Annotated in this window: 1 protein-coding gene; it reads left to right on the forward strand. The window is 47.3% G+C overall.

Annotated features, from left to right (window positions below):
- The coding region (locus tag G6042_RS00080) for a hypothetical protein (RefSeq protein ID WP_169522293.1) at positions 1-226 on the forward strand (226 nt) is incomplete at both ends.

Raw genomic sequence — 226 nt, forward strand, 5'->3', positions numbered from 1 at the left:
ACGGCAACTTGATAGCAGGCGAAACCGGATCAACCTTAACGGTAACCGAAGTAACCCAAGCCCAAGTAGTCTTTAGCGTGATAGCCATTAGCAACAGCGCATTACAATGTGCATCCGATACCACGCCAGATAGAACACGCTTTACGGTAATCCGTTCCGGATTGGCATCAAACGTGACTTATACAGTAACCAATGCCTTTAGCGAGCAGCAAATCATCACGGTAAC

Origin of the sequence: Flavobacterium solisilvae, assembly GCF_012911605.1 — a bacterium.
Taxonomy (GTDB): Bacteria; Bacteroidota; Bacteroidia; order Flavobacteriales; family Flavobacteriaceae; genus Flavobacterium; species Flavobacterium solisilvae.